26 protein-coding genes are annotated in these 23,564 nt (G+C 33.4%); 7 read left to right on the top strand and 19 right to left on the bottom strand.

Going from position 1 to position 23,564, the window contains the following annotated elements; translation table 11 throughout:
• Window positions 1–137: 137 nt before the first annotated feature.
• Window positions 138–2,036: an amidophosphoribosyltransferase gene (locus tag C1X07_RS06510; protein ID WP_103069175.1), complete on the bottom strand. Its 1,899-nt coding sequence runs from the start codon at window positions 2,034–2,036 to the stop codon at window positions 138–140.
• Between the two features lie 85 nt (window positions 2,037–2,121).
• On the bottom strand, window positions 2,122–3,048 hold the full coding sequence (locus C1X07_RS06505) for a PfkB family carbohydrate kinase (RefSeq protein ID WP_103069174.1): 927 nt from the start codon (window positions 3,046–3,048) through the stop codon (window positions 2,122–2,124).
• Between the two features lie 420 nt (window positions 3,049–3,468).
• Here C1X07_RS06505 and C1X07_RS06500 point away from each other — a divergent pair, with 420 nt between their 5' ends.
• Window positions 3,469–4,536, top strand: a complete 1,068-nt coding sequence (locus C1X07_RS06500) for a carbohydrate-binding protein (RefSeq protein WP_103069173.1) — start codon at window positions 3,469–3,471, stop codon at window positions 4,534–4,536.
• Between the two features lie 117 nt (window positions 4,537–4,653).
• On the opposite strand, the gene C1X07_RS06495 is transcribed toward C1X07_RS06500, so the two are convergent.
• Both C1X07_RS06495 and purN read right to left on the bottom strand, forming a co-directional pair.
• Window positions 4,654–5,289: a ribonuclease H1 domain-containing protein gene (locus C1X07_RS06495; RefSeq protein ID WP_103069172.1), complete on the bottom strand. Its 636-nt coding sequence runs from the start codon at window positions 5,287–5,289 to the stop codon at window positions 4,654–4,656.
• A gap of 179 nt (window positions 5,290–5,468) precedes the next feature.
• Window positions 5,469–6,044, bottom strand: a complete 576-nt coding sequence (gene purN / locus C1X07_RS06490) for a phosphoribosylglycinamide formyltransferase (RefSeq protein ID WP_103069171.1) — start codon at window positions 6,042–6,044, stop codon at window positions 5,469–5,471.
• Between the two features lie 180 nt (window positions 6,045–6,224).
• Between purN and C1X07_RS06485 the strand changes: the two genes are divergently transcribed.
• From C1X07_RS06485 to rnc, 3 genes are read left to right on the top strand one after another with little or no spacing between them, the layout of a single operon-like run.
• Window positions 6,225–6,458, top strand: a complete 234-nt coding sequence (locus tag C1X07_RS06485) for an acyl carrier protein (protein WP_024768509.1) — start codon at window positions 6,225–6,227, stop codon at window positions 6,456–6,458.
• A gap of 17 nt (window positions 6,459–6,475) precedes the next feature.
• Window positions 6,476–7,729 carry a beta-ketoacyl-ACP synthase II gene (fabF, locus tag C1X07_RS06480; protein ID WP_103069170.1) on the top strand — a complete coding sequence of 418 codons (1,254 nt, stop codon included), beginning with the start codon at window positions 6,476–6,478 and terminating at the stop codon, window positions 7,727–7,729.
• Window positions 7,729–8,463 (top strand): ribonuclease III, encoded by a 735-nt coding sequence (gene rnc, locus C1X07_RS06475; RefSeq protein WP_103069608.1) that lies wholly within the window; start codon window positions 7,729–7,731, stop codon window positions 8,461–8,463. Before fabF ends, rnc begins: the two co-directional genes overlap by 1 nt.
• Before the next feature lie 16 nt (window positions 8,464–8,479).
• On the opposite strand, the gene C1X07_RS06470 is transcribed toward rnc, so the two are convergent.
• Window positions 8,480–8,710, bottom strand: a complete 231-nt coding sequence (locus C1X07_RS06470) for a helix-turn-helix domain-containing protein (protein ID WP_103069169.1) — start codon at window positions 8,708–8,710, stop codon at window positions 8,480–8,482.
• 415 nt (window positions 8,711–9,125) lie between these two features.
• Between C1X07_RS06470 and C1X07_RS06465 the strand changes: the two genes are divergently transcribed.
• The 3 genes from C1X07_RS06465 to pyk all read left to right on the top strand — a co-directional run bounded on the left by C1X07_RS06465 (window position 9,126) and on the right by pyk (window position 11,500).
• Entirely contained in the window at window positions 9,126–9,344 is a 219-nt protein-coding gene (locus tag C1X07_RS06465; RefSeq protein ID WP_103069168.1) for a hypothetical protein, read from the top strand.
• Window positions 9,345–9,581: 237 nt separating this feature from the next.
• Window positions 9,582–10,073: an IPExxxVDY family protein gene (locus tag C1X07_RS06460; RefSeq protein ID WP_164914108.1), complete on the top strand. Its 492-nt coding sequence runs from the start codon at window positions 9,582–9,584 to the stop codon at window positions 10,071–10,073.
• Window positions 10,073–11,500, top strand: a complete 1,428-nt coding sequence (gene pyk, locus C1X07_RS06455; protein WP_103069166.1) for a pyruvate kinase — start codon at window positions 10,073–10,075, stop codon at window positions 11,498–11,500. The genes C1X07_RS06460 and pyk overlap by 1 nt, the downstream gene beginning before the upstream one ends.
• An 81-nt stretch (window positions 11,501–11,581) precedes the next feature.
• On the opposite strand, the gene C1X07_RS06450 is transcribed toward pyk, so the two are convergent.
• From C1X07_RS06450 to C1X07_RS06385, 14 genes are all read right to left on the bottom strand, one after another.
• Complete coding sequence (locus tag C1X07_RS06450; RefSeq protein ID WP_103069165.1) at window positions 11,582–11,992, bottom strand: response regulator; 411 nt, start codon at window positions 11,990–11,992, stop codon at window positions 11,582–11,584.
• 22 nt (window positions 11,993–12,014) lie between these two features.
• Window positions 12,015–13,466, bottom strand: a complete 1,452-nt coding sequence (locus tag C1X07_RS06445) for an ATP-binding protein (protein WP_103069164.1) — start codon at window positions 13,464–13,466, stop codon at window positions 12,015–12,017.
• 48 nt (window positions 13,467–13,514) lie between these two features.
• Window positions 13,515–13,910 carry a DUF2721 domain-containing protein gene (locus tag C1X07_RS06440; RefSeq protein ID WP_103069163.1) on the bottom strand — a complete coding sequence of 132 codons (396 nt, stop codon included), beginning with the start codon at window positions 13,908–13,910 and terminating at the stop codon, window positions 13,515–13,517.
• Between the two features lie 29 nt (window positions 13,911–13,939).
• Window positions 13,940–15,859, bottom strand: coding sequence for a T9SS type A sorting domain-containing protein (locus C1X07_RS06435; RefSeq protein ID WP_103069162.1), 1,920 nt, complete (start codon window positions 15,857–15,859; stop codon window positions 13,940–13,942).
• Window positions 15,860–15,865: 6 nt separating this feature from the next.
• Window positions 15,866–16,609 carry a hypothetical protein gene (locus C1X07_RS06430; RefSeq protein WP_103069161.1) on the bottom strand — a complete coding sequence of 248 codons (744 nt, stop codon included), beginning with the start codon at window positions 16,607–16,609 and terminating at the stop codon, window positions 15,866–15,868.
• Between the two features lie 86 nt (window positions 16,610–16,695).
• Window positions 16,696–17,271: a collagen-like protein gene (locus C1X07_RS06425; protein WP_128755212.1), complete on the bottom strand. Its 576-nt coding sequence runs from the start codon at window positions 17,269–17,271 to the stop codon at window positions 16,696–16,698.
• Window positions 17,272–17,489: 218 nt separating this feature from the next.
• On the bottom strand, window positions 17,490–18,107 hold the full coding sequence (locus C1X07_RS06420; RefSeq protein ID WP_128755211.1) for a collagen-like protein: 618 nt from the start codon (window positions 18,105–18,107) through the stop codon (window positions 17,490–17,492).
• Window positions 18,108–18,270: 163 nt separating this feature from the next.
• On the bottom strand, window positions 18,271–19,290 hold the full coding sequence (locus tag C1X07_RS06415; RefSeq protein WP_103069158.1) for an RNA ligase family protein: 1,020 nt from the start codon (window positions 19,288–19,290) through the stop codon (window positions 18,271–18,273).
• Between the two features lie 24 nt (window positions 19,291–19,314).
• Window positions 19,315–19,929 carry a hypothetical protein gene (locus tag C1X07_RS06410; RefSeq protein ID WP_103069157.1) on the bottom strand — a complete coding sequence of 205 codons (615 nt, stop codon included), beginning with the start codon at window positions 19,927–19,929 and terminating at the stop codon, window positions 19,315–19,317.
• Window positions 19,930–19,956: 27 nt separating this feature from the next.
• The gene (locus C1X07_RS06405) at window positions 19,957–20,418 is read right to left on the bottom strand and encodes a hypothetical protein (protein WP_103069156.1); all 462 of its coding nucleotides are present in this window, start codon (window positions 20,416–20,418) and stop codon (window positions 19,957–19,959) included.
• The gene (locus C1X07_RS06400; protein WP_103069155.1) at window positions 20,419–20,931 is read right to left on the bottom strand and encodes a hypothetical protein; all 513 of its coding nucleotides are present in this window, start codon (window positions 20,929–20,931) and stop codon (window positions 20,419–20,421) included.
• A gap of 44 nt (window positions 20,932–20,975) precedes the next feature.
• Entirely contained in the window at window positions 20,976–21,581 is a 606-nt protein-coding gene (locus C1X07_RS06395; protein WP_103069154.1) for an SIMPL domain-containing protein, read from the bottom strand.
• A 129-nt stretch (window positions 21,582–21,710) separates the two neighbouring features.
• Complete coding sequence (locus tag C1X07_RS06390; RefSeq protein WP_103069153.1) at window positions 21,711–22,736, bottom strand: Kelch repeat-containing protein; 1,026 nt, start codon at window positions 22,734–22,736, stop codon at window positions 21,711–21,713.
• A gap of 24 nt (window positions 22,737–22,760) precedes the next feature.
• Window positions 22,761–23,549, bottom strand: a complete 789-nt coding sequence (locus C1X07_RS06385; protein WP_103069152.1) for a hypothetical protein — start codon at window positions 23,547–23,549, stop codon at window positions 22,761–22,763.
• Window positions 23,550–23,564: the final 15 nt, after the last annotated feature.

The raw sequence follows: 23,564 nt of genomic DNA, 5'->3' as shown, positions 1-23,564 counted from the left end.
GAACTTAACCTACTTATGCTATGGCTTTGCTAATATAGAGCGTTATTTCATAGTGAAAAAATGTTTTAGATGAAAGGTCAAAATAATTGTTGAAATACACAAATTAGCTATTTTTAACATCAAACATTTTTGGATTTTTAATAAGCTCTCTCGTTTTTACCTTCAAAGAAATTTATAAAAGCCTTATTTACAACCCTATTTCCTCCTACAGTCGGATAATCTCCGGTAAAATACCAATCTCCTAAATTCTTTGGACATGCCTTATGCAAGTTATCAACAGTTTGATAAATAATCTTTACAGAAGCATTTACTGTATTATCACTTAACAATTCTGATATCTTATCACTTATTTCTTGATCAGTAAAACCGGCATAAATTTCTTTCACAAAATTTTGCACTTCTGAATCTTCCAAATTCTCCTGTGCTTTACATTTTTCATAAACCTGCTCTACTAAATCATAGTTTCCGTTTTCTTTTAAAAGCTCCAACGCTGCCTGAAATGCTATTAAACCTTCTAGTCTTGCCATATCAATACCATAACAATCAGGAAAACGGATTTGTGGTGCTGAAGAAACAATAACTATTTTCTTTGGTTTTAATCTGTCGACCATCTTGATAATACTTTTTTTGAGAGTAGTTCCTCTAACAATACTATCATCAATTATTACAAGGTTGTCTTCTTTCTTCACCACTCCATAAGTAACATCATAAACATGAGCAACCAAGTCGTCTCTACTACTATCTTCTGTAATAAAAGTACGAAGCTTAGCATCCTTAATAGCAATTTTCTCAGTTCTTAACCTATATGAAAGAATCTCTGACAGACGCTCATCGGTTAATGACTCTTTCTCTGCTAGTATAGTTTCATTCTTCTGCTTGTTTAATTCATCCTGAGCTGCTTCTACCATACCGTAGAATGAAGTTTCTGCTGTATTAGGAATAAAAGAAAAAACCGTATTTACAGTATCATGCCCTATTTCCTCTAAAACCTGAGGCATAATCAATCTCCCTAGGTTTTTTCTTTCTTCATAGATTTCGGCATCACTCCCCCTAGAGAAATAAATACGTTCAAAAGAACATGCTTTTCTCTCTAATGGTTCTATAATTCTATCAACAGAGGTTTTTCCATCCTTTTTAACAATAATAGCTTTTCCAGGACTCAATTCTTTTACTTCATCAAAAGCAACATTAAACACCGTTTGAATTACCGGTCTTTCTGAAGCTACTACAACCACCTCATCATCTTTATAGTAGTATGCTGGTCGTATTCCTGCGGGATCTCTAAGCACAAAAGCATCTCCATGACCCAACATACCTGCCATAGCATAACCACCATCCCAGTCTCTAGATGATTTTTTAAGAATTTTGGCTACATTTAATCGATCTGCAATCTGTGGGGAAGCTTCATTTTTATTAAAGCCTTCCTTCTTCAGTTTCTTATATAGCTTAGCCACTTCAGAATCCAAGAAGTGTCCAATTTTCTCCATTACAGTAACAGTATCAACCTTGTCCTTAGGATGCTGCCCCAATCTCACCAGATTATCAAACAATACATCATTGTTTGTCATATTAAAGTTACCCGCTACAATCAGATTACGATGCATCCAATTGTTTTGTCTCAAAAACGGATGAACACTTTCAACACTGTTTTTTCCAAAAGTACCATAACGCACATGCCCCAAAAGTACTTCTCCTATATATGGTATATTTTTTTTCTGTAACGCTACATCATCTGCATACTCTGGGTGATCAACTAACTTTTTATTAATTCTATCATTAATCTGAGAAAAAATATCCTGTATAGGTTGTGATTCGCTGGATCTAACTCTACTTATATATCTCTCTCCGGGAGCAGTATCTAATTTAATACTTGCAAATCCAGCCCCATCCTGACCACGATTATGCTGTTTTTCCATCATCAGATACATCTTATTTACACCATAAAATGCACTACCATATTTCTCTTTATAATACTCTAATGGTTTTAGTAGTCTAATAAATGCTATTCCGCATTCGTGTTTTAACGCATCACTCATTGTATTCCAAAAATTCTAAATGTTGTTGTGTTTAAATAAACCATAATTAAAAAAGCCCCAAACAATCGCTTTAGGGCCTATTATATCAAGACAATTCTATTTCAAATTGTGTTAACTCTCTAAACTGCTGAAGTCGCCTCTGCACTTCGTCTCGTTTTAAATTTTCCATTCGTTCTGTCCCAAATTTCTCTACACAAAAGGAGGCTAAATTAGAAGCATGAATAATTGCTTTTTTCATGTTCTCAAATGAGATATCATTTGTTTTAGTTAAATATCCCGAGAAACCTCCTGCAAATGTATCTCCAGCACCAGTGGGATCGAAAACTTCTTCTAATGGTAATGCTGGAGCAAAGAAAATCTGCTCTTCATGAAACAATAAAGCACCATGCTCTCCTTTCTTAATCACCACATATTTTGGTCCCATTTTTTCGATTGCCCGCGCTGCTTTTACCAAAGAATACTCTCCACTTAATTGCCTCGCCTCTTCATCATTGATCGTAATAACATCAACTTTAGAAATCACTTTTAGCAAGTCATCCAATGCATTATCCATCCAAAAATTCATAGTATCAAGTACAATCAGCTTAGGAGGACTAGTAAGCTGCTCTATGACACCAAGTTGAACTATTGGATGTAAATTACCAAGCATTACAATAGTAGCATCCTTGTATCCTTCTGGAACTACAGGATTAAAATCTGCAAGAACATTGAGTTGTGTATCTAGGGTATCTCTAGAGTTTAAATCATTGTGATATCGACCGCTCCAGAAAAAAGTTTTTCCTCCTTTAACAATTTCTACAGCAGAAATATCAATGTTCTTTTTCTCTAGCATTGCAAGATAATCCAAAGGAAAATCTTCACCAACTACAGAGACAATCGCAGAAGAAACATTAAAATTAGATGCAGAAAGTGCTATATAAGGAGCGGCTCCTCCTAATATTTTATCTGTTTTACCAAAAGGGGTTTCTATTGCATCAAAGGCGATAGAACCAACAATAAGTAATTTACTCATAAACTAGCAGTATATTTTTTTGCAAATATACGCTTTAGTTTTAAGTAGTAAAGATGGTTTTACACAAACTTATGTACCATCAAAACCAATAGATATTTTTCTTAGATAATTACTCCTTTTTTTAGATCATTCTATTTAAAATACCATTATCCATCTTTTAAAAATAGTTTTTTAATAAATATTCCACCTTCAAACATTCCTGATAAATTAATCAATTCAATAGCGAGTTGGTCTTAAGTGAAAAACATAGATTTTAAAAGGGTTTCACGTATTTTTTACGATAAAAAAATAGCAACAAATTAGCTACTAAAACACATTAAATAATACAAAAATGTTAAATTTTATTTAAAAAAATTACAGAATTCTTAAAATATTTATAAAAAATAAACGTTATTTGCAATAACTACAAACTCAACAATTATGAAAAAATTAAATTTAGCTAAACTAGCTTTAGTTACTTCGTTGTCAATTTTATTGTTCAATTGTGAAAAGGATTCTGAAGATTTTATCGAAGCTAATCAGAATGTAACTGCAAAAAACGCCCATGTTTGTATAGAAAAATGGGATACTAATCAATCAAAAGCTGCAAGTCTTAAAGCAAAGCAGTGGGAACCAGGGCAAACAATCCGTGTTAAATTTTTGAATGGGAATAGTTATGTACAATCCAAAGTACGACAATATGCCGTGGAATGGGAAAGCTACGCTAACCTTAAATTTGAATGGGTGTCTTCAAATAGTAGTGCTAATATCAAAATTGGTTTTAAAGAAGGTCAATTCGCAGATGATGGTGGATCTTGGTCATACTTAGGAACTGATTCTAACAACTATTCTCATAGTATGCATTTTGGATGGTTTAACAACAATACCTCTGACACAGAGTTTAGAAGAACTACTATTCATGAATTTGGTCATGCACTTGGTTTGATTCACGAACACCAAAACCCTGTAGCCGGGATTAACTGGGATAAAGAAGCGGTATATGCATATTATGCAGGACCACCTAACAACTGGAGTAGAGCACAGGTAGACAACAATCTTTTTAGACGTTATGAAAAGAATGTCTCTAACTATAGCGTATATGATCCAAAATCTATTATGCATTATCCTATTCCGGCAGAACACACTACCGATGGTGTTGCCGTAGGAAATAATTCTCGATTATCTGCAACCGATAAATCTTTTATTGCCACAATATATCCAGGTACTAATACTGGCGGTGGTAACTGCGATGGTGTATCAGAATACAACAGTAATGCTTCTTATTCTGTTGGAGACAAAGTAACTTATCAAGGAACTTTATACCAAAGAACATCTAGTGGATGGAATAATCTTGGAGCATGTGATAGTACTCCTGTTGATATTTGTAGTGGGGTAGCTCCATATAATAGTAATGCTTCTTATTCTGTTGGAGACAAAGTAACTTACCAAGGAACTTTATACCAAAGAACATCTAGTGGATGGAATAATCTTGGTGCATGTGGTAGCTAGAAGAAAGAACAACCAGATATCAATTGTTTGATATACTAGATTAATAATTATTAAAAATGCTCCAGAGTTTTTCTGGAGCATTTTGTATATATTACTGTTTCTAAAAGTTTTTAAAATCTATTTTCTACCAAAATCCGCAGGAATTTCTCCCCAGGCTTTGGTTTCCCATTTTACAATTTTAGTAGTATATGTATTGCTTTTGAGCCATTGTAATGCGCGATCTACTAGTTCGAACATCTCTGCATTTTTACTAGTCCTCTTAAGTTTTGTTCTACATGATTTTTGTTTTACCCATCCTATAGCTATTCTTGAATCAGAATATATAATACGATCACTATTTTTCTTTTTAAGATAGGCAAGACCATGCACAAGAGCCAAAAACTCTCCTATATTATTAGTTCCTTCTATAAATGGACCTTGGTGAAAAAGCTGTTTTTCTGTTTGAGTATCTACACCGCGATATTCCATCTTACCGGGGTTACCGCTGGAGGCTGCATCTACCGCTATAGAATATAAATTTGGTTCTCCTATTTTTGACAGTTGTTCTGGGGTTAGTATTTTTTTTGCTTTGCTTTTACCTTTATAATCCTCGTAATCTCCTTTATAAGCTTTTTTAGCTACATCAAAAGAATCAAAAGATTTGTACTTCGCATTAGCAAATCCTTTAACTGCAGCCTTGCAGTCATCCCAACTCATATAAATCCCAGGTCTGTGCCCTTCCCAGACAACATAAAACTTTTCTTTTTTTGCCATTTTTATCAGTTGATTCTTCTTCGTTATTCCTTATAACATCTGTTTGAGGCATTATTAACAATGTTTTGGAAGTCACACTGAGCATGTCGAAGTGATTTTGTTCTATAAACTTGCTTCGACCGACTCAACATGACAATTATTTTTCTTACCAAACAACTTTGAGTTATAATCTTTTCAAACTACTCTTTTTCTGCAAACAGAAGCTCTTCTATAACGAGAGGGAAATGTTTATATTCTAATTGATGAATCGCCTGAGCCACATCTTCTGCAGAATCTTTTTCTGAAATTGGAGTTTTTGCTTGAAAAATTATTGCTCCTTCATCATAATGTTCATTCACATAATGAATCGTAATACCGCTTTCTTTTTCCTTATTTTTAACTACAGCTTCATGCACATGATGACCATACATCCCTTTTCCTCCATATTTTGGTAATAATGCTGGATGAACATTTATAACCTTATTGGGGAAGATTTCTATAATTTTTTTAGGAAATATCCATAAAAAACCTGCCAACACAATCATGTCAGGTTTGGCATCTTTTAAGACATTTAGTACTTCATTTGTGTCATAAAATGACTCTTTGTCAAAGTGTAACGCCTTTACCTTCAAGGCATGAGCCCTTTTCAATACTTTGGCACGCAGGTTGTTAGAGAACACATGTGTTACCTCAGCATTTTTTTGCCCTTGAAAATATTTGATTATATTCTCGGCATTGGTACCTGAGCCGGAAGCAAAAATTATAATACGCTTCATAGTGTGATAAATTGTTAATTAGAGAGCACAAAAAAAATAATTATTATTCATTTTTAGGTAGCAAAAACGCAATACTTCGCTATATTTGATAAAATACAGACACATTTTTATGGGATTGTGGGGTTTTAAAATAAAGTTTTTTATTTTTGCCACCTAATTAAAAAATTAAAATTAAACATTATGTCAGACATTGCATCAAGAGTAAAAGCGATAATCGTTGACAAATTAGGAGTAGACGAAAACGAAGTTGTGAATGAAGCTAGTTTCACAAACGATCTAGGCGCTGATTCGTTAGACACTGTAGAATTGATTATGGAATTCGAAAAAGAATTCGATATTCAGATTCCAGATGATCAAGCTGAAAACATTGCAACAGTTGGTCAAGCAATATCGTATATTGAAGACGCAAAGTAATAACTTCACAACAAAATATGAATCTTAAGCGAGTTGTAGTCACAGGACTAGGTGCATTGACACCAATCGGTAACAATATTAATGAATATTGGGATGGATTAGTAAATGGTAAGAGCGGTTGTGCTCCTATCTCTTATTTCGATACCGAAAATTTCAAGACTAAATTTGCTTGCGAAGTCAAAAATTATTCTCCTACGGATTATTTTGATAGAAAAGAAGCACGCAAACTTGATAAATTTGCGCAGTACGCTATTGTATCTTCAGAAGAAGCTATAAAAGATGCTGCGATTGATCTGGAAAAGGTTGATAAATTTAGAGTTGGAGTGATTTGGGGAGCAGGTATTGGCGGAATAGAAACTTTTCAGGAAGAAGTAATTGGTTATGCCAATGGAAATGGAACACCACGTTTCAATCCTTTCTTTATCCCGAAAATGATTGCTGATATTGCTCCAGGACATATTTCTATTCGAAATGGATTTATGGGACCTAATTATACCACAGTTTCTGCCTGTGCTTCTTCTGCAAATGCTATGATAGATGCTCTAAACTATATTCGTTTAGGTCATTGTGATATCATCATTACAGGAGGAAGCGAAGCCGCAGTTACAATTGCTGGTATGGGAGGGTTTAATGCGATGCATGCTTTATCTACAAGAAATGAAAGCCCAGAAACTGCTTCAAGACCATTTGACGCAACCAGAGATGGTTTCGTTCTTGGAGAAGGAAGTGGAGCTCTTATTCTTGAAGAATATGAACACGCAAAAGCACGAGGTGCTAAAATCTATGCCGAAGTCGTTGGTGGTGGAATGTCTAGTGATGCATATCATATGACAGCACCGCACCCTGATGGAGTAGGTGTAGAGCGCGTGATGCTTAACTGTTTAAGAGATGCAGGTGTTACACCAGAACAAGTAGATGCTATAAACACTCATGGCACCTCCACACCATTAGGAGATGTTGCAGAATTGAAAGCTATTACTAAAGTTTTTGGAGATCATGCACTTAACATCAATATTAATTCAACAAAATCTATGACAGGACACTTGCTTGGTGCTGCAGGAGCCATAGAAGCAATTGCTTCTATACTGGCTATGCAAAATGGCATTGTTCCTCCTACAATCAATCATACGACGGTAGATGAAAACATAGATCCATCATTGAATTTGACCTTAAACAAAGCTCAAAAGCGTGAAATTAAGTATGCAATGAGTAATACCTTTGGTTTCGGAGGTCATAATGCTTGTGTGTTATTCAAAAAATTGAACGAATAATGAATGTTATTCGAAACATATTAAATTCCCGCTCTGATAAGAACGGGAATTTTTTTTCTAAAATTCAGAAAATACTCAATTTTAAGCCCCGAAACATTAAACCTTATGAAAAAGCATTTACGCATCGGTCTTTAAATCTAAAAGATCATAAAGGTAATGCAGTTAATTTTGAAAGATTAGAGTTTCTAGGTGATGCCATGCTTAGTAGTGTCATTGCTGCTCATTTATTTAAAGAAGTACCAGAAGGCAACGAAGGGTATCTCACCAAAATGAGAGCAAAAGTAGTAAGTAGAAAACACCTAAACGAACTAGGAAAAGATCTTAAATTAATTGAATTAGTAAAAACCAATATTCCTAAATCTCAATTTGGAATAAATATCCATGGAAACCTTTTTGAAGCATTAATAGGGGCTATTTATCTGGATCGTGGTTTTGTATACTGTGAACGATTTATTAAAGAAGCAGTTATCGACCCATATGTAGATATAGAAAGCCTTGAAGGTCAAATAATTAGCTACAAAAGTTTATTGATAGAGTGGTGTCAAAAAGAGAAAAAAGTGTTTAACTACGAAGTGTACGAAGATACAGGTAGGGATGAGATGAAACATTTTGCAGTAAAGCTCTGGATCGATGAAAAAGTAATCGCAAAAGCTCGAGCTACTTCAAAAAAGAAAGCCGAAGAAAAGGCTTCGAAAAGGGCATATTTTGCATTTCAGTCTAAGATAAATATCTAATTCTAAAACCAAATGATCACTCTATGTCTTTAAAAAATTCTTTTAGAGAGATATTGTGAATATCACAAATACGGATAAGTGTACTCAACGTAAAATTAGATCCTTTCTCCAAACGCCAATAATGTTTTCTATCTAGCCCTTTATCAACAGCAAAGGTTTCATAGCTCGTATACCCAGAATTGATCCTCAATTCTTTTACCCGTTCCCCTATTAACTTAATACGGTGTAATTTGTCCTGTTTTATCATAACCGGCAATACTTTGTATACACCCTAGCAAAAATCAGTATTCACTTATTAAAAAATTACGGCATATAATACGTGATTTTACGTCATTTATAACGTATTTTATATAAAAATTTGTAACTTGCATCATATCAGACATAAACTTCAAATAATGAAACTTAAAGAAGATGACATATATTACAATTTCACAAATAAGGTTTTAAAGGCTCTCCATTTGGAATCACACAGTTTTTTCTACTATGTATCCCAAAAAAGACCGTACGAACTTCTTATACACAAATGGATCACCAAACTATACAAAAAGGGCAAAAACCTCGAAGATACTATAGAGCATATCCATAGAGCCAGGCGCCTTTTTATCCTTAGAAGCTATAATGCCCCCAAACCTTAACCTATCAAGTTTACAGAACACCTACTTATGCTTAATAAAAATTACAGTGATTTAAATGAGAAAGAAAAAGAAATAGCAATTAACAGGCTATCTGCTCATATTCAAGTTTCTAAAGATATTATCAAAAAGATTATTTTAAAAATGAACCCGGTATTATCTATTATAGATAATAAAACAGTAATTCATAAAAACACACTATCAAGAATTGAAAAAAGTATAAAGAAGCACCTTAATCAACTTTCGTAATATTTATATTTCAATTGCTTTACTTTTATCCTATTTAAGAGGTTCGTATTCATTTTATACAAATAATTCGAAATAAGCCAAAAACATATCAAAACCTACCCTTATAAGAAAAACTATATTTTCTTATTGCTAAAAGATACTAACTCAATCGTTTTCGTAAAATATCTTTCCATTGATTTAAACTCGTTAGATGATTTTATTTGTATATTTCGCGTTAATTCTTAATAAAAAACGATAGTGGCTGTTCAACGGTTAGCATTAGATACCATTGCCGACGATGATTATGAGCTCATTGCCATTCACTGTTCAATAGCTTCGTACAGGCTAGCTTTTTTATTGAATAAAAACCTGAATTTAAAACTATTTAGAAAGAAGGAAGATATTAGTTTTGAGTATGGTGATCTTATGGGTAGTTTTCCTTTGTATCAATATGACGACCATTTTCAATATAGTACGTATAATCTTTTGGGAAACAAATTTAGAACTCAAATAGAATCAAAAAATAAAGCATCAGAAGGGTTGTTTACTACTATAGAAGAGAGGTATACAACAAAGTATCTAATTCCGGAATTAAAGAATGTAGATTATTTCCTAAAGATTGAAACTGAAGCATCAAATTTTTCTAGTAAATCTTTGGTGACTAATATACTCACCGTTCCACAAATTATCACTGCGTACACAGTAGAGTACACAACACTAAAATCAAAGAACAACTTAATATTCGAATAATGCCAAAACGTAAAAGAACTAAGATAGTTGCTACCCTTGGACCCGCGACAAGTAGCAAAGAGATATTAAAAAAAATGTTGGAAGCAGGCGTAAATGTTTTTAGAATAAATTTTTCTCATGCCGATTACAGTGATGTCAAAGAGCGCATAAAAATGATAAGAAGCCTAAGCGAAGAATATGGATATAATGCAGCCATACTTGGAGATTTACAGGGACCAAAACTACGAGTAGGAGTTATGAAGGGGGACATCATTGTTAATGATGGTGATAGTATCAATTTTGTAACAGGCGCCCCTTTTGAAGGTACTTCTGAGAAGGTTTATATGAATTACGAGAGCTTTCCGAAAGATGTAAAAGCTGGAGAACGAATATTATTAGATGATGGCAAGTTAATTTTTGAAGTCATTTCATCCAATAAAAAAGATACCGTTAAGGCCAAAGTAATACAGGGTGGACCATTAAAATCCAAAAAGGGAGTTAATCTACCTAATACTAACATCTCTCTTCCTGCATTGACAGAAAAAGATGTAAAAGACGCGATTTTTGCATGTGAACAAGGAGTGGATTGGATGGCATTATCTTTTGTACGACATGCTCAGGATCTAATCCAATTACAAGATCTGATAAAAGAGCACAGCGAGCATAAAATCCCAATCATTGCTAAAATCGAAAAGCCCGAAGGTGTAGAAAACATCGACAAAATTGTAGCTTATTGTGATGGGCTAATGGTTGCAAGGGGTGATCTTGGTGTAGAAATACCAGCACAAGAAGTGCCTCTAATTCAGAAAAAATTAGTTCTAAAAGCCAAAACCGCTAGAATACCTGTAATCATTGCTACACAAATGATGGAGACTATGATCGATAGTCTTACGCCCACTCGTGCAGAAGTTAATGATGTTGCCAATTCTGTTATGGACGGTGCTGATGCAGTTATGCTATCTGGTGAGACTTCTGTAGGTAAATATCCTGTACAGGTTATTGAGACTATGTCTAACGTTATTAAAAGTGTAGAAAAATCTGATCTAATAACGGTTCCTCAGGACCCTCCACATATCAGAACTAATAGGTTTATTACCAAATCAATCTGCTATCATGCAGCCCATATGGCTAATGATATTGACGCAAAAGCAATCTGTACTCTTACCAATAGTGGATATACTGCCTTTCAAATATCTGCCTGGAGACCAGATGCACATATTTTGGTTTTTACAAGCAATCATAGGATTCTTTCTCAGCTCAGCCTTTTATGGGGTGTAAAAGCTTTTTATTATGATAAATTTGTAAGTACAGATGAAACCGTAGAAGATATTAATAATATTGCGTTAGAGCGTGGTTTTGTAGAGCAAGGAGACATGTTAATAAACCTTGCGGCAATGCCAATTACGGCAAAAGGAATGGTAAATACACTTAGAGTATCTCAAATATAGATTGCTCCAAAAGAGTACTTCGAACAAAAAGACCTCATTCGTATTTTGAGGTCTTTTTGTTTTTAAGGAAAACTAAGGTCATTAAACTTCCTTTAAAAAAATAGATTCCAGATCTTCAATAGTTACTGGTTTTACCAAATAATCTTCTACAGAATTAATTCCTTTTGCTCTTTCGATGTCAACGGGATTAATCGAAGAACTAACAATATAAAGAGTAATTGTTTTTCCTAGTTTATTTTTAATTTTAGTAAAATTCTCTAAAAACTCCCATCCATCCATTATGGGCATGTTTAGATCAAGAAAAATAATCTCGGGAATTGTCTTTTTATCTAAGCTAGTTAAAATAGCTTCAAAATAATTAAGAGCATCTCGTCCATTTTTAAACACCATCAAATTATGGCATAAACTCTTTGCTTCTACAATCTTTTTTATAAGATTTACATACATATTGTCATCATCAATAATACAAGCTAATCCTATTTTATTAATCATAATTACGGGGGTTATGTTTGTGTTAAAATTCAATTGTGAAAGTTGTTCCCTTATCTACTTCACTATCTACAGTAATTTTTCCATTTAAAGATTCTACTTGATTTTTTGTTAAAAATAATCCAATCCCCACAGCATCCTTATTATAATGGAATGTTTTATACATTCCAAAGATTTTATCTTTAAATAATTGCATATCTATTCCTATCCCATTATCTGATATCTCCAGATATTTATTATCATCATTAACATATGTTCTAATCCTTATTACCGGATCTCTGTCTGGGTGTTTATATTTTATAGCATTAGTTATTAAATTTAATAATATACTTTCTAGATATGCAGAAATATAATTGATCTCTTCTAAATCACTAAAATCAATAATAAACTTGGTTTTACTCACAGCAATCATTTGCCCAATACCATTTGTTACCAAATTAAAAGCGTCAATAAATTTGATTGCCTTCTTTTGTTGATCTTTATTGGTGTGTATCGCTACAATCTCATTAAGATGCTCTATTGTAGTATTTAAGCTATAAGATATTTGTTTTATCTCTTTAATCAACCCAATCTTTTCTTCGGGATTGTCAATATCTTCAATTAGTTGTACTAATAAAGATAGATTACTTGTATGAGATCTTAGGTTATGAGAAACGATATGGGCAAAATTAAACAGCCTAGAGTTTTGAGAAGCAATAATATCAATTGATTTTAGTAACCTAAGTTCTTTTCTTTTTATCTCATCTATATCCTGAAAAACCCCTCTAATACCAATTATTTCTTTATCTTCATTGTATACAGGTTTTCCTATAGCTCTCACCCAAAATATCCTATTATTGGCTGTTACCATTTTAATCTCCGTGTTAAAAGGTGTCCCTACCATTGCACAATTAAAAAACAAATCTGCAGCTTGTTGTCTTGAATCTTCTGCATAATAATTAGCAGAATCTTTTAGAGAAGGAATATAATCATCTGGGTATTCTAAAATTCTTCTGGTTTCAAAATCCCAAAAGCTTTTTCTTTCTGCAAAATCAACATACCAGCTCCCAGTGGCTGTCATTTGTGCTGTTTCTTTATAATAAAAATTATCTTTTGTAATATTCTGTTCAGGATCCAGCTTAACTTCTATAAAAAAAATGAAGCTTATTTCGGATTTTATATTTACTGGTAACTCATTATTGGTTGCACATCTAAACAGTTTATATTCTCCTTTTTTGGTTAAAATTTTTATATGTTGCCTAAAATGTACTGTATTACATCTATAATTAAAAAAATTATCCCTAAACAGCTCTACATCTTCCTGATGTAACAAGTGTTCCAAAAAATAGTCAATTGTAGTCGTTACTTTTTCTTTTTCATACCCTAAATTATCATAGAACTTTTCTGACCAGACTTCCCTTTCAGGATTATCATACAACTTCCAGTAGCCTGCATTAGAATCCCGTATTATATTATTGAAAAGTTCATTTTGAAGCATTAAAAAAGAATTGGAAAAGAATATTTATACCAACAAGATAAGAATTTATTAACTATTTTCTTCGATTCTATCAAGCTTAATTTCCAGAGCTTTAGTAGAGATCTGAACTTCTATAAAGGATAAAAAAAGTGAAACCATAAGCAAGAATAGGCTAACCCCAAAAACGATATTTGCCCACGATTCTTGCTTTACATATAACAAAAACATAGTAATCACACTAGTTAGAAAACTTACAATTGCTATTGCCTGCATATTTCTTATCAGCCATAGTCGTTTTCTTAAGTTTTTAATTTGTAATACAGTATTTGTTGATGGCGAAACCAAATATTCACTATGCAATTGTCTTATTAATGCTGCAATAGCCAAATACCTAGCATTATACGCCAACATAGTTAATGATATTGCAGGAAACAGTAAAGCAGGAATACCCATTGTTAATGTCATAATAAATACATTTTTAACACTAAGGTAGCCTAATTTGAAATACTTTGTTTTATAATTTTATGAGTCGTTACTTTTTTATCGTTTTTTAAAACCAAAAAGTAAAAACCATCGGATAAATGACTTACATCAATTGGAGAATTATCTTTCGTTTTTTGCAAAACCTTTTTCCCATTAATATCAATTATTATAATATCATAAAGGGTATCACTATTGCTAATAATAATATGGTTTTTAACTGGGTTTGGATAGATAACAAAATTGTTTTCCTCTACAGGCATAATAGAACTAATGTACTCAAAAGCTCCCACATCCTTGTTTGTTCCTTCGTGTCTTGGGGTATTTAATGCATCAAAAAACACAGGTATATCATTTGTCCCTTGATCAATTACGGGGCTAGAATCTGTCAATAGATAATTCAGTATATCATTTTGATCGGCAGCAGAATCAGGAAGATTAGAAACGATATAATTAGGGTTGTCACTAATCATATTACTATTGACAACTATATTAGTACTAGCTTCATCTTCATTTAATATTTCACCTTCACCTTGCGAGGGAACAGATATGACATTATTTCGAATACTTACGTTAAAAGAACCTCTAACTCGTACAATTCTTCCAGAGGTTCCGCTTTCTGGTGATACAGGTCTCCAGTTTATAGTATTATGAAACATATCCACATCTCCTGATAAAACTCCATTACCATCGTTTCCGACAAAAACAGCATTGCGATACCCATCGATGACATTGTTTCTAATAGCTATATTAGTCGCTTCTATATTAATTCCGTTTGAAGAAGGTCCAAAGGCTTGTCCTATATAATCAGCATTCTGTCCTATATAATTGCCTTCTATAACGACCTCTGAAATTGCTGCAATAGTCTGGGCATTTTGAGGATTTATACCCAAAAGTCTATCCATACTATTTTTATAAATCATTACGTGTCTTTGACCGTCACCTCTTATGGTGATAGCTGTTTTGGTATCTACTAAGTTTGTTAATGTATTATGCGCCAAAAATTGTTTTTCCCCACCTTGAATCCTAATCCCGTGTTCTGGTTGAGAGGTTCCAACTAGTCGATCTATCCTATTTCCTACAAAAGAAAAGCAGCTGCTTCTTCCAGAAAATACACCTATGACTCCAAAATCATGTAGATAAGAATCAAAGACACCAAAAGATTTTGATTCGTCCTGATAAATTGCCCTTCCTGTAGATTGTTCAATTTCAAGCCTTAGCGCTACAATATTCTCTGAATTATTTATAACAGAAATTGCTCCTGCACCAAAAGGTCCATTTCCTTGCGGAATTAAATGAAGATCTATAATCCGTATATCTGCAGAGTTTCTTATATCAAGTACTTCATCGGTATCAGAAAACAAAATAGGAGAATCTCCTGTTCCATATGTTCCAATAAGAATAGGTCCATTTTGTAAACCTAATATACTCTCTCCATTTGTATCAAAAGTATCTCCTCTTCTAAACAATAATTGTTCATTACCGCTAAGTTGTTGTAGTGCAAATGCCGCTGTTTGCCATGGCGTTTCTTCACTAGTTCCGTTATTAGCGTCGTTTCCATCTTCTGACACATAGAATGTTGTGCCTGCAAAGGTATTAACCGTTATTATAATAGTCTGTATATCTGTGTTTCCGTCAGGATCTGTAGCTAAACATTGGACAGTATAGACACCTGGATGCTCAAAAACATATCCTGAGACCATCCCTTTGGAAGTCTCCCGAATACCATTAGGATCTGTATCTGTTGTATCGAAATTCCATAGGAAATCTGTGTTTACAGTATCATTAGCTCCCTCGATACCCGAACTCAAAGTAGCATCAAAAAAAACATAAAGTGGCGCTACGCCAGATGATCGGCTTGCTTCAATTTGTATGTCAATCTGACCTAAAACAGAAAATTGGCAAAGAAATAATAAAATAAAGTAATTTTTCATATCATCCTAATCAATTTCAAAAAGAAATAGCCCCATTACATCTTCTATGTTATTATCTGCATTTAGATCCTTTCCCCATCTACCCTCGAATAAAACTATTGGTAAAACATTAGTTCTTCCTACCATAGAACCTTGCATAACAAAATTCTCTCCGGGATTATCAGTGGTTGTATATTCAATAAGAATTACGCTCCCCTCTGCAACCCATGTTCCTGTTCCGGAAAAGGTAGGATCCTCTGATGAAAAAATAGCGGTTCTATCCTCTAATAGTTCTAGAAAAGTATCATTAATAATGGTAGATATATCGGGGTCATCAGATGTGTCATTATTAAATCCTCCTACAAAAAAACCTTTAACAAAAGTGTTCTTAATGGCTAGTGTTGTAGTTGCCGTTTCGGACGAATTAGAAGCTGTAACGAAAATCTCGCTCTCCCCCAAAGGCAATGACCTATCCCAAGTAAGAACTCCAGTTTCTTCATCAATAAACACTGCTTTTCCTACTAAATCATCTCCACCTACTGTTGTTAAGCTAGTGGCAGAAAATGATCCTTTTTCTTCAGACCAGTTCACTGTTGGAGACTCTGTTTCTCCTATTTCCAAAAAGGTAATTTCTATACGCTCTTTTTCGTATGTGATCATCAAACTATTAGAATTATCATCTATGACCAACAAATCATTAGCATCATCATCATTATTACAAGCATACATTATTAAAATAAGGAATACTCCTATATACTTTATTGTTTTCATCTGTTCATAATTTTAATTAGTGAAAAATAGTGAGCAATACGTATACGTCGCCCACTATTTCTAGTTCGAATTATTTGGCTAAAAAATTATTCTGGGATATTAAACATAGTTACGATCTCTTTATACGACATCGAGGTATAATCTTTTGCAGACTTTGCAACTCCTCCAGGAATGATCATATACCTAAAATCATTAAAATAATCAAAATCACTTAGGCTTGCATCTAGAGTCCTTGCTCTTAATTGTAATATAAGCCCCTCTGCGGTATTAAACAGTCCAAATTCGTAATAATCTTGAGAAGGAACATTCCCAACATATGGTAATTGATATATCTCGGTATCACTCCCAGTAACTCTTCTTCCATAAACAAAAACAAAATCAGTATTCTCATTAAATTCGCTAGAATCAAACTCCTCTAATCCTTGAAAATTTTCAGTAGTGGCGAATTGAAAAAGAAAATCCCTAGCCATCCAATCTGAGTAAATAACATTAGCTGTACCTGTTGCTCCCTCTGAACCATCTTCTCCATTAGTGCCATCTTGCCCATCAACACCATTGATACCATCCTGACCCGCTGGACCAATTGCTCCATCCTCTCCATCAGAACAAGAAAAAACCAATACTGATAATAGTATCATCATACTCCTTACTAAATTTGTCATCGCTTTCATTTTACAATCATTTTAAAAGTTAATATGACAAACCTAGCGCTACCTCAAAGATTCAATATCCTGAAAGCTTGAATTTCAAAGAATTCGGACTTTTTTTGAGGGGTTTCCCTAAGTTTTTGGGTAAAAAACCTCTTTTATCAATCAAAGAAATAGTGAAGATTACTTTTTATGTAGTCTTCACTATCACAATTAATGATTGGTTAAAAAGATTATTCTGGGATATTAAACGCGGCTATAATCTCTTCATAAGACATCGAAGTATAGTCTTTTATAGATTTAGCAGCTTCTTCCCCCGGTAATGCAGTTCCTCCAGGAATAATTACATATCGAAAATCATCAAAAAAGGTAAATAAATTTGTTCCTCCATCCAATGTAGCTACTTCAATTCGTAAAGTACTCCCTCCTACAAAACTTGAAACTTCAAATCCGTAATACTCCTCTTGAGAAGCAAGTATATATGGTAGTAATTTGACTTCAGAAACAATTACATTTACTTCATTTCTTCCATATACCAATATAACATCCTGATTTAAATCAAAATCATTAATACCCAAGGTCGCAAGAAGTTGCCCGTTAGTTGAGGCAGCTCCAGCAGTATCAAAATCCCTTGCAATCCAGTCTGAGTAAATTACATTTGCAGTTCCAGGTTGACCATCGGTTCCATCCTCGCCATCGGCTCCATCTTGCCCGTCCTGACCGTCAGCCCCATCAACACCATTGATACCATCCTGACCTGCCGGACCAATGGCTCCATCTTCTCCATCAGAACAAGAAAAAACCAATACTGATAATAATAGTATCATAATACCCCTTACTAAATTTGTCATCGCTTTCATTTTAAATAATTTTAAAAGTTAATACGACAAACCTAATACTAGCCGAAAAATGTAGTATCCCAAAAGTTTGAATTTCAAAGAATTCGGACTTTTTTCAAGGGTTTTTCCTAAGTTTCCTGAGGGAAACGCCCCTAAGCACAGCAACAATGAATATTTATTTAGGGTCGATTAAAATCATCAACCTCTTTATAGCTGCCTTAATTCGAATTGTAACCCAATCTTTTTGTGCATCATTGAGTTCATTTAATATGTATTCATTATCGTCATTAAAATCTGTCAGAACATCTTGTAAAAACTCTGCTTCAATCTCAGACATCCTTAATACATTATTCTGATCTAATGCCCCTATTTTTGATATTGCACTATCCAATCTATTCTTGATAATGTAATTTTGTAACTCATCAATTAAAAAAGAAAGGTCTTCTGTATTCGATGAAGTTTCAGGAATATATTTCCATTTTTGAGCCTGATGAAACTTTATCTCTTCATCAAACTCTTTGTTTTTTAGTTTAATAATAGGTCTGATTTGATTCTTTGTTTTGATTTGCTGGGTATAGGGCTTTATCACAACACCTTCAATCAGATTATCTTTTATCCATGGTAAACTTAATCTGTCGGGTATTGTAGAATCTATTCGGGTATCAAAATTTAAAGCCTCAAGATACTTTCCTATAAAAAGAGGTTTGGCATAAAAAATAGAGTGCTTTACAAAATACTCTTCAGCTGTTTTGTAAGGTAAATAATATTTGATATCTGTTTCTATTGCAATATCAAAGGCGCAGAATTTAATTTCAGGTGAATAGTATACTCCTGTTTGTATTGCCTTTATATTATCGCTTGGTAAGACTTCTGGGTGAGGATATTCACCTCCAAAAAGTTCTCCATACAAAATGTATTTTTTTGCTTCAATATCGTGACTTAATCTTTCAAAGAAATGGAAAATTTTGTCTTCCAAACACTTTACAATTAATTGAAATCCAAAAAAATCATCTTTCCAGGATAGATACTCTCTTCTTTTGGCAAATTTTAGTTTTCTATTTTCATAAATAAAACTGAAGTTAGCTCCATGTACTTTTTCTGTAACTACCCATTGTAATTTTTCTAGCTTTCTAAAGTCAATATCATTTACATTAAGCTTTTTAGGTACTTTTTCGTATTCAGAAAAATCTTCCATCCCATTTGTTTTTGGATCACGGTATTAGTCCATTGCTTCTTTACAATTTATGATTTGCTTTAATTGATCATCCAATCCATAGTTTTGCCATAAAAGAATATCGCTTTTTATTGCTATTGGGTTCTGGTTCGCTTTAATATATTTCTTAATGGATTGGACAATTGGATCATTAGTTTCCTCAATTTTTAGTATCGATTTTCTTCCTGCAATACTGTAATTGTCTTCATACTCATAGCAGAAAACCATCACCCGATCTCCTTTTTTTAAATCTTTTCCATAAAAGCAATCAGAAACCAGAAGGTTCTGGTTCATATATCTATTTTTCTTCAAATCTCTAACTGCAAGTACTTCATTTATCTGTATTCCTCCTTGTTGAGAAACAACTACACTAGTCGAATCTTTAGCTGGAATGTCTATAAATTGTACCGTTCCTAAAAAAACCAATGCATACTCATCACCACAATATCCAACAAAAGGACCAGATTGTGGCCACCAATAGGTATATCCTACTGCGAGGGTGTCTGACACAGAATCCCTTGATTTCTCTTCATTTATTGAGCTTTTCTTTCCTTGAGCACTGCATGCGTTCAAAAAAAGAAGACTAACTGCTAGTATAGTTTTTATTGCTATCTGATACATTATTAGGTTTTAAATCTGATCCTATGTTTAATTTGCAATTACTCGTTTAAATACGATTCCCTCTTTTTGATACACAATGACAATGGTATTATCATCAACCCTATTATACAGCTGGGGTGTTGATTTTCTTTCCCAATTATTGTCTCTATGAGCAACCAAATCATCTGTCCACCCTGTCTCATATTCTTTGTTATCTGATTTCTGAAAACCTATAGTCCAATTTGTAACCATAGTAGGTTCTACTTTTACAACAAATTGATAATCCCATGATGATGCTCCAGGAATTGCATTTCTTGATTTCGAAAAACCATTTACATTGAATAATAAAAATTCTGCATCATGAAATTCTGATTTTTTGATAATCTCTTTTTCAAGAACTTCTATTCTTTCTTTTGCACTGTCAATTGGTCTGCTATCTATAGTATTTTTAGAATTATCTGCACATGAGGTCAGAAGAAATATGATAAAAATTCGTGTTATTTGTCTCATCTATTTGTGTGTGGTATTTTTTATGGTCGAAATATATTTAAAACAAAACTCAGGGTCTCCCTCAGTATATTCTTTCGTTTCTGAGCAAGTGATTAAAAATAATTTCTGTTCTGTTCTAAAAAAACCTTTTGCATAATATTCTTTACCATTACTGCTTCCTGGATTTTCTAGAATAAATTTTGAATACCTCAACTTTATTCCATTATCAAAATCTATAGATTCTGAGTACTTCTTTTTTTGAACATTGATGTTAGGTTTTTCTATAGTAAAATATCTTCCATATCTATTATTTGGATCTATATGTATACTACAAAAACTATCTCTCTTAACTATAAAGTGCTTTTGCGGAACCATAATAGTTAACTTCAATGCCTCTAGCTCTACAGTAACCAATTCTTCTTTACTTAGCTCATCTTCAAACTTATTCCTTTTTGAAGTGCAATTTGATAAAATCAGTGATAGTACTATTATAATACAAATTACGTAACTGAAACCTACAATAAGTTCTTTCATGTTTCTATTTAATCAAAAGGCGGCAATACGCTTTTTTAAATATCCTACTCTAAAGCAAAAGTTACCTTAACGTAGTGTTTGTGGAGTTCGTATGGTCTTCCTGCATTGTAATATCCGAATTCCTTATGATTAATGTCCTCTATTTCTTTAATCGTTCCGATTTTTTTATTGATATTACTTGCCATTTGCATTGCTTTATCTCTGGCATCATCTATAGCTATTTTATTGAGCATAGCCATATCCTTATTGGTTATTTCTTTGGCCATAATTTCTGCCCATGCACTAACACCTTCTATTTTTTGAATAAGTATTTTTTTTACCTCATCCAGTGATTTTGTAGCATAATAATAATATGAACTCGTGCCATATGCTGTACCGGTAACCTCATATAAATCGTGTTTTTTAAATTTTCCAAAATCTACGCCTACTTTGCTTAGTTTTTCTTTAAATTCACTTTTAAGTTGGGGTATTTTTTTTTGCTCTGAATTTTGAGGTTTCCTAGCTAACGCCTCTCTAAAATCAACGTAGATAATGTACTTTTCAATATCAATTTCTCGAGAATATTCTCCTGTCACTGTGATGGTACTATTTTGTCCTTGCCCAAACAATGAAGCTGTACAAATAAAGATTATTAGAATTATTTTTTTCATTTGTTTTTGTTTTTTAAATTATTAAGCTTACTTCTGCCCATTTTTGTGTTTTTATCTTCTTCAAACCATATAAATTGAAGGTATTTGCAACAGATTCTATTCATCTTCTCTTTATTCAATTTTTTTTAATTATTCTTGAAAAGACCACACATCACTATAGAAATCACTTGGAGCACCTATACCTTGTCTAAAACCGTTAATCACCCATAGTTGATCATCAAAATATGCTGAGGAGTGATATCCTCTAGGAGCAAACGTTTTATATTCGACAGTTACTTTTTCCCAATTCATTCCATCATTGCTAAACCATATGTCATCATAATACTTATGACCTGCATCAATCCCTCCTGTAAGCCACATTCCTTCTTTATTGGTAACAACGGTATGATTACGACGTACAGGAAAATCTGTATTTGGCGTTACGAGAACCCACTGAAATCCATTTTTTGAATACCAAACATCGTTAAGATAATTTCCACTACCATCATATCCTCCTATAATCCAAATTTTATCATCGTATAGCACTGAGGCATGACCATAACGTTTACCAAATGGAGCTAGGTTAGTCACTTGATCCCAATTTGCTCCATCATTACTCACCCACACATCTCCTTTTGCAGAAACTATATCACCACTTAATCCTCCAATGAGAAACATTCTTCCATGAAGATTTGTTAATGTATGCCATCTTCTGGCAGGAAATGGAGCATTTTTTGCTGTTTGAGTCCATTCTTTACCATTTTTGCTATACCACACATCATTCAAAAAAGTGCTGCCTTTTGTTCCTCCAGTAATATACATTCCATCACTTGTTGTGGTAGATGCATGACCATACCTTTCACCAAATCCACCATCCTTGGTAATAGCAATCCAGTTTTCACCATCTTTACTACTCCAAACATCACTAAGAGGCAGATCATAACTTGTTCCAGCAATTACCCACATTTTATGATCAAACACTAGGGTAGTATGGCTCGCTCGCTCTGCAAAAGGGGCTTCATTAAGAACTCTTTTGGCATCTACACTAAGTGCTTTGGCAGTAACCTCATTAGTATTCATTGTTTCAAAACTTTCTATTTGTGTCTCTTCAGTATCACATGACAAAAAGGTCATAGATACAAATACTAGTAATATTATATTTGTATATGTTTTCATTGTTGTTTATTTATTATGTTCTATTTATTTTATTTCGATAGCATCACAAGTCCCCACAAATGGGGTACCCGCAGTACCAAAAGCATATGTTATAAGCCCTACATAAACTTTGCTGTTGTAAGAAGGAGCTGTTCCTGGCAACTTACCAGTTCCATTATAGAGTATCCATTCATCTGAAGTACTGTTGCTTGTTAAATTTGGTTGTTGCCAATAAAAAGTAAGTTCATTATTTTCGTCTCCTACAACACGTATATCTGCTCGCCCCAAGGGAACCATATCTATACCTATATCATCTACAGAAGAGACACCATTTACTGTGTTTTTACCTTCTATAGTAAATCTTCTTGTTCCTCTATGACCTACTACTACATGAGAAGAGTTTATAGAATTAAAGTCTTCTACATGCACTTGAATCCCCGAAAAATTGTATTGAGTGTCGTTATGCGCTGGTGCTGTTTGAGAATTGGCGGTAGTACCAATACCAATATTTCTTGCTATAAATTCAAAAGGAAATGTTACTAATTTAGCGTCTAATCGTCCTTGCTCTTCGTTAAAATGTAATGTCTGATTATTTGTATTATCTTCTAAAACTGCATGATATCTTCCTGATAATCTACTTACATTTGGCAATGCTGTAGCATTATTTGTAATATAATTTACTAGTGATCCAGTGCCATCAAAGTCATCAAAAATTCCTTTTTCTGGATTTGTTATAGGGTCTGGTTCAGAGTTCGAATTTGAAACATCATCATCATTACTACACCCTGCAAGCGCAACAAAAAACAGTACACTTACATATTGAATTTTTTTCATCCTTTTCATCTCTTT

This window comes from Aquimarina sediminis (assembly GCF_002895435.1).
Classification (GTDB): Bacteria; Bacteroidota; Bacteroidia; order Flavobacteriales; family Flavobacteriaceae; genus Aquimarina; species Aquimarina sediminis.
The sequence above is the reverse complement of the archived record's forward strand: the minus strand, read 5'-3'. Positions and strand labels throughout refer to the sequence as shown.